We start from the raw sequence: 1,906 nt of genomic DNA, 5'->3' as shown, positions 1-1,906 counted from the left end.
CCGACCGCGGGCCAGGTTCATCTCCCCCAGCCGCATCGCCGCATACAACGCCCCCTGGTTCTTCGAATCCATCAGTAAAAAATTATTCAAAACGAACCGCCTTTGTTTTAATTAAAACATCCTCTATCCTTCCCGGGCCTCCTTCTTCAAACACGGCGATAACAGCGTCGTGAACACGCATCAGATTAAAACCAAAAAATCCCGTCATCCCGTTGTATTCCCTACCATAAATTCTGCTCCCTTTTTCATCATATGAAGAAAAAAACACTCCCTTTAACGAAAGGACAGCAACAGAAAAACCATTGGACCGGTTTGGAGTCAGGTCGAAATGAAAATATATTTGATCAGTTGAGCTCAAGTCTTTCTCCCAAAGCAATTTCAGAGTGTGTGTATAACATCTTGCTCGCAGCCCCGCCTTGTTATCTTCCTTGTTTTTGTGGTAAAATACAACGATTAAATGCCCCATATCCGGACAACATACTTTGGGCAAAGACAGTAACATTTCCGGACAATCTCCGATAAAGGTATCTTTGTGAATCAGTTTGTCGTTGGGATCATAGATTAAAACAAAATTGCCTATGTTTGGATCTTTTGAAACGTCGCCAATCGAAAATCCAGATATGACTATGCCGCCGCTGGCCGGCAGATAAACAGCACCGGAAAAAAATTCTCTCTTCCCAATATCAAATGTTTGCTTTCGGACTATTCGTCCCTGGTTATCAATTCGCAGATAAACTCCATTCTCTTCTTGACTGCCGATTAGGACAAATGAATTATCGGGACAAGATAATATTTTTACAACAGAGAAACCGTCGATTCGATCTCCTAACGATAGGGTTCTGTTCGGATCAGCAGGAACACCGCTCGTTGTTGAGAGGATGCTGAGAAAACGGTCTTTTTTCTGTTCAACAAACACACCGGCTACAAGAAGGTTGCCCATGGAATCTGCGGCCATTGCACAGCCCGGACCGGCTGCCGTGGCACTTGTACGAATTCCATTGCCGCTTTTGTCCCTCAGCCGGATTCGATTCAAAATCTGCCCGTCTGTTCCGATTTCCCATAAACTGCAATCTCCCTCCTTATGAAGAAAAGCCCCTCTGGGGCCTGACTTCGTCATGACAATAATTCGACCATTCTTTTCGTCCACACAGGAAGCCAGCGGAGCGGAATTGCTATTCGGATCCGGCAATAAATCGATTTCCCAAGTATTTGCCGCCATGCATTTAGATGCGGTCAGAATCAGAAGAGACAAAAAGCAAGACTTCAATAAACTTGACATAAGAACCTCCTAATCCGTAAATTTTCAATAATAACAGTCGCAACACGCACATGCCGCTTCCTGAGCGGATTGATAGTTGGAATCCCCGTAGGTGCTTACGGCTCCATAATAAAGATAAGCAAATTGTGAGCATAAATATGGACAACTTGAATCTAAACAGATATCATACATTGCAATCAAGAACTGAAAGTCGCACTGAGCTTTATCGCTGCCGCACGTCCCCCAGCACAGATCATGCATATCACAAGCCGGAGAAAAACTTGCCCCTTCGCATCCCGATGGATTCTCGGGAACAGGCGGAAATCCTCCCTCCGGACCACAGCCGTTCGGGGTGGGCACAAAATCAGGGTCAGGCACGCGGTTGCACTCCTGCAGCCGGGCATAGGATGCTTTCCGGAGGCATGATGCGCAAGTATAAGTTATTATTGGAGGATCAATTCCAACCAGGGTAAGGCAATATTCACACTCCCATTTGTCGCAGCATGATTTTTTGCAGACAGTTCCCACGCCGCTGTTGATTATACCATCGTCACAGCATTGATGGGTATCGGGATTATAACATGTTTTGCCTGCGCAGCATCGGCGGTTTTCCTGATTGCAGCAGCCGCCGTTGCAGCAGTCAACCCC

General features: G+C 46.2%; 1 protein-coding gene. It reads right to left on the bottom strand.

From position 1 onward, the window contains the following. Positions 1–82 precede the first annotated feature (82 nt). Complete coding sequence (locus tag WHS88_12675; GenBank protein MEJ5261034.1) at positions 83–1,279, bottom strand: hypothetical protein; 1,197 nt, start codon at positions 1,277–1,279, stop codon at positions 83–85. Positions 1,280–1,906: the final 627 nt, after the last annotated feature.

The sequence above is a fragment of the Anaerohalosphaeraceae bacterium genome, assembly GCA_037479115.1.
In the GTDB taxonomy this organism is placed as follows: domain Bacteria; phylum Planctomycetota; class Phycisphaerae; order Sedimentisphaerales; family Anaerohalosphaeraceae; genus JAHDQI01.
The sequence above is the reverse complement of the archived record's forward strand: the minus strand, read 5'-3'. Positions and strand labels throughout refer to the sequence as shown.

Coding starts and splice junctions, on each gene's coding strand:
- WHS88_12675 (MEJ5261034.1), bottom strand. CDS start 1,279: ATGTCAAGTTTATTGAAGTCTTGCTTTTTGTCTCTTCTGATTCTGACC.